This window comes from Serratia microhaemolytica (genome assembly GCF_004011885.1).
GTDB classification, from domain to species: Bacteria; Pseudomonadota; Gammaproteobacteria; order Enterobacterales; family Enterobacteriaceae; genus Serratia_G; species Serratia_G microhaemolytica.
Window position 1 is genome coordinate 1 of record NZ_SBEF01000067.1, and the last position, 5,257, is coordinate 5,257.

At 55.5% G+C, this 5,257-nt stretch carries 2 protein-coding genes and 1 pseudogene; 2 read left to right on the top strand and 1 reads right to left on the bottom strand.

The genetic code is table 11. The features are described from left to right. Positions 1-167: 167 nt before the first annotated feature. Positions 168-560, bottom strand: coding sequence for a helix-turn-helix domain-containing protein (locus EOJ37_RS13515; RefSeq protein WP_127960420.1), 393 nt, complete (start codon positions 558-560; stop codon positions 168-170). Positions 561-672: 112 nt separating this feature from the next. On the opposite strand from EOJ37_RS13515, the pseudogene EOJ37_RS13520 reads away from it, so the two are divergent. After that, a pseudogene (locus tag EOJ37_RS13520) lies at positions 673-3,550 on the top strand (CHC2 zinc finger domain-containing protein). 464 nt (positions 3,551-4,014) lie between these two features. Beyond that, entirely contained in the window at positions 4,015-5,025 is a 1,011-nt protein-coding gene (gene xerC, locus EOJ37_RS13525; RefSeq protein ID WP_127960421.1) for a site-specific tyrosine recombinase XerC, read from the top strand. Positions 5,026-5,257: the final 232 nt, after the last annotated feature.

Sequence of the window (5,257 nt, forward strand, 5' to 3'; positions counted from 1 at the left end):
AGCGCCAAACCAAAATATTTCACTCGCTCAAAGCGTTCATGCTGGGAGACTTTAACAATCTGCTGTTGTGACTTAGAATCACGCTTAGCCATAGTAACTACCTCTTTTAGTTGCTGGGGTTAGCGGGGTTGAGGTGCTCCAACACCTCAACCCCGTGTTATAAAACACTATCCATCTGAATTACCAATAATCGTATCAAGCATTTCAGATACGAACTTTTGCTTCATCTTCGGTAACTGACTGATTAACTGCATTTGTTGCTCAAGTCTAGATGTTGGGCCACGTTTGTTTGTTTTTTTACTAACTGATAATCCAAGTAATTCGTCGAGTGATAAATTTAATATTTCTGCGAGTTCAGGCAGAAACGATGCAGGCATCCGCAGTTTTCCACCTTCATAATGAGCCATTGTTTGTTGTGCAATTCCTAATTTTTCAGCTAGTTGTGATTGCGTAAGGTTCAGCTCTTTACGTGACTTAGCGATCCTTGCCCCTAATTCTTTAAAGAAATTTTCGTCGTTACGTGCCATGGCCTGTAGTTGTTGTCTGGTTAACATGACCATGATGTTATCTCCCATTTTTGTTATTGACGTTTATGTTACTCTTTATTAGAGTACAACACAACAGAGTTATTTTCACTATTTTGCTATTGACAGGTTTTTAGGAGGTAAGGAAATGCCCCGCATCAACGAAGCAGAGTTACAACACCTGAAACAAGCGGTGTCACTGGTGGCGCTGGCACAACAACAAGGGCGGGTGCTGATCAAACAGGGCAAAGAGTTGATGACGCTGTGCCCGTTCCACGATGAGAAAACCCCGTCAATGGCGCTGTCGCCAGAAAAAAATCTCTATCACTGCTTCGGTTGCGGCGAATCGGGTTCGGTGCTCGATTGGCTGATCAAAACCGAGAAAATCAGTCTGCATAAAGCCTATCAGCGGTTGTGTGCCGAGGTCGGGCAGGTGCCGCAACTGGCGCCGCTGCCGCCAGTGGCATCGGTGGAAGAGCCCGCCGGGCGTCAGGCACTGTTGCAGCAGGTGTTGGCGCTGTATCAACAAACGCTGTTCAGCTCCACCGAGGCGCAGCACTATCTGCAACAGCGCGGTCTGGCCGATGCCGAATTAGTGGCGCACTTCCAGTTGGGCTTTGCCAATCGCACCTTGGGCTATCGCTTGCCTGCGCGTAAGACGCGCGAAGGGGTGAAAATGCGTCAGCAGTTGCAGCAGCTCGGGCTAACACGTGGCTCAGGCCATGAGCATTTTACCGGTTCGCTGGTGATCCCGGTGGTCGGTGCCAACGGCGAGATCGGCCAGATTTACGGGCGCAAAATCTATCCAGCAGAGAACTACCGCCCCGGCACGCCGTTGCATCTCTACTTGAGCGGTCGTCACCAAGGTGTGTTTAACGAAGTGGCGCTGTTGCAGCATAAAACCGTGGTGCTGTGCGAATCGCTGATTGTGGGTTGCCGGGGTGCGTTATGTCACGGCAGCTTATGGCGTCAATGGTGTCACCGCAGATCACTGGCACTGTTTTGCCGCCAACGGTGTCAAGCAGGTGTTGATCGCCTTTGATAACGATGCCGCCGGTAACAGCGCTGCGCTGAAGCTGGCCGAGGCGTTGCGCGAAAAAGGCATTGAACCTTGGCGGGTGATCTTCCCGGCCGGTATGGATGCCAATGATTATCTGCTGGCCAGTGAACAGAAAGCGCTGGCGTTCCAGTTGCTGCTTGACCAGGCGTTGCCGATGGCGGCCGATGGGGCGTTGGCGGCCGCAGTGAAACAGGTTGAGGCAGCCGAGGTTGGCAAGCTGGCGGGTTCTGAAGCGGCGGAGAAAGTGGAAGCGGTTGGCGTCACGGCTGATTTTGCTGCCTCTTCTTCTTCCTCTTCTTCTTCCTCTGTGGCCAGTGAACCGGGGTTGGTCAGCGAGTGGCTGGACAATGGCGATCTCAGTTTAACCCTGCTCAACCAGCAATGGCGCTTGCGTGGCCTCACCGAACGCAGCCGCCACAGTCTGGCACTGAAGCTGAATGTGCAAGTGCTCGATCTGGTCAGCGGCGTGCTGTTCTGCGATCACCTCGATTTACTCAGCGCACGCAGTCGGCAAGGGTATGCACGCTTGGCGGCGCTGGAGCTGGGTTGTGATGAGGCATCGTTGCGCCGGGCATTGGGGCGCGTGCTGCTGTGGGTTGAGCAGTATCAAACCGAGCAAAAAGCACGGGTGCAGGCAGAAGCCAGCGCCGAAGCGGCACCGGTGTTGAGTGCCGATCAGCAGTCGGAAGCGTTGGCGTTGTTGCGTTCACCGCAGTTGTTGGCGCGTATCACCCAAGACTTGGCCGCCTGTGGTGTGGTCGGTGAACGCAGCAATCTGTTAGCCGCCTATCTGGCCGCCACCTCGCGGCGGTTGGATAAGCCGTTGGCGATCTTGATCCAGAGCAGCAGCGCAGCGGGGAAATCGTCACTCATGGATGCGGTGTTAAACCTGATGCCGCCAGAAGAACGGTTGCAATACAGCGCCATGACCGGGCAAAGCCTGTTCTACCTCGGGGAAGTGAACGTGAAACATAAAATCTTGGCCATCGCCGAAGAAGAAGGCGTCAGGCAAGCCGCCTATGCACTGAAGCTGCTGCAATCGGATGGTGAACTCACCATCGCCAGCACCGCCAAAGATGAAGTGAGCGGCAACTTGGTCACCAAACAATACCGGGTAGAAGGGCCAGTGATGTTAATGCTGACCAGCACCGCGATCGACATCGACGAAGAGTTGCTAAACCGCTGCTTGGTGCTCACGGTGAATGAGTCACGCGAACAGACCGAAGCCATTCACCAGGCACAACGTCAGGCGCAAACGCTGGCCGGGCTGCTGGCCAGCCGCGATAAACACTACCTGAGTGAACTGCACCAGAACGCGCAACGCTTGTTGCGGCCACTGAAAGTGGTCAATCCGTTCGCGCAGCAACTGAGCTTTATTAGCGATAAAACCCGTACCCGCCGTGACCACATGAAATACCTCAGCCTGATCCAGAGCATCGCGTTACTGCATCAGTATCAGCGCGAGGTAAAGCAGGTCAGCCATCGCGGCGAAGTGATCGACTACATCGAAGTGACGGCACAAGACATTCAACACGCCAACCCACTGGCGCAGGAAATTTTAGGCCGCACGCTGGATGAGCTACCACCGCAAACCCGCCAGTTGCTGAAGCTGATCGGGGCGTTAGTGGCGCAGTTGGCCAGCGAACGTAAGCAGGCGTTGCATGAAGTGCGCTTCACCCGGCGGGATATCCGCGCATTTACTCAGTGGAGTGATAACCAACTGAAAGTGCATTGCTTGCGGCTGGCGGAAATGGAGTATCTCCAAGTACTCGGCGGTTGCCGGGGTCAACTGTTGCAATACGCGCTGATCTGGCGGCTGGATGAAGATGACCAGCATCAACTCTGTGCGCTGATCGACGTGCTGGCATCAGCCAAACCGGCATCTGACAGTGAAAGCGAGCCTGAAACCAACAGTATGAATGCAGCAAGTTGGGATTATCCGACAGCAAGTTGGTCAGTGGCGTAGGTAAGTTGGCGTCAAGTTGGTAGCAAGTGGGTGCCAAGTTGGGTTAAGGCAAATCGGCACAATGCCTGGTGTGGCAAGGCTTGGCGGCTGAAATCAGCCGAGCAAGTTGGGGTGAGTGGAAAATCACTGCTCCGGCAACATCGGGTTAAACATGGCGGTAGTGGTAACGCAAGGTCAACAGCGAAAGCGAGCCTGAAACCGACAGTATGAATGCAGCAAGTTGGTCAGTGGCGTAGGCAAGTTGGCCTCAAGTTGGTAGCAAGTGGGTGCCAAGTTGGGTTAAGGCAAATCGGTGCAATGCCTGGTGTGGCAAGGGTTGCAGCGGTTTATCCGGGTAGCAAGTTGGGGTTGGTGAAAAATCACTGTTCCGGCAACACGGCATCCAGCGCGGCGGTAGTGGTAATTAACGGCCAGCACATTTTTTTGTTGCTGGCTTTTTTTGTTTTGCAGCAAGGAGTCAACGCATGAGCAAACTGAGTGAGTCAGTGCCAGCACAAGCAACGTTAAGCCAGTTGCTGGCGCAACATCTGGCGCAGTTGGCCAGCCAAATGAGTGCACGCACCTGTGAAGCGTGCGCCGAACGGGTCACGCCGTTCGTGCTGTGGTGCCAACAACGCGGCGTGCAGTATGCGCCCCAAGTGAGTGTGGCGCTGCTGGAGCGGTATCAACGCTATCTGGCACAGTACCGCAAAGCCAACGGCGAACCCTTGGCGGTGAGCGGCCAACTGAGCCGGTTAAGTGCGCTGAAAAGCTTCTTTGCCGCGCTGCTAAAACGGCATGTGATTTTATACAACCCCGCAGCACAGTTAACGCTGCCCAAACCGCCAGCGGCATTGCCGTTAGCGGTGCTGAGCGAAGAGGAGACGCTGAACCTGCTGAGTGCGCAACCGACCGACAGCGCGGTGGGGTTACGTAATCGCGCCATTCTGGAAACCTTCTGGAGTAGCGGGCTACGGCGTCAGGAGCTGGCGAACCTGCGGTTGCAGGATATCAATATTAGCCGTGGCACGGTGTTGGTGCATCAGGGCAAGAACGGCAAAGATCGGGTGGTGCCGATCGGCGATCGCGCGGTGAGTTGGGTGTTGCGCTATCAACGCGAAGCCCGGCCTCAGTTGAGCCAGCGCGCGGACAGTGGCCACCTGTTTTTAAGCCAGCGCGGCGGTCGGCTGAGTTCGGCATCGCTGACCCAGTTAGTGGGACGCGCGTTGCGGCAACAGGCACGGCTGGAGAAAGCCGGGGCTTGCCATCTGCTGCGGCACAGCATGGCGACACAAATGCTGGAAAATGGCGCGGAAACGCGCTATCTGCAAGCGCTGTTGGGTCACAGCTCGCTGAACACCACGCAGGTTTATACCCGTGTCGCCATTGCGCCACTGAAAGCCGAGCATGAACGCACGCATCCCGGCAATAAACCGGCGTTGCGGGACAGCCAAACTGAGCCGACAGCCAAGCGGGAGTTGACGGCCAAACGGTGATCGATGCAGGTGTTGAGTTGGCTGTTTTTGCTCTCTGAGAGTTGGGGGCGCGGTGAACACGGCAGACAGCCGCCCTCCCTGGCGGCTGACTGCCTACTGTTAGGTTCGGTGAGCGCCGGGGTAAATCGGCCACGCCCCGCAGGGTAAAGCCTGCACTTTGTCGGTTCTTCAGCGGTGCGCGGCCGGTTTAACATAATGCTACCGAATTGTGCGCACTGTCTCTGTAACCTGC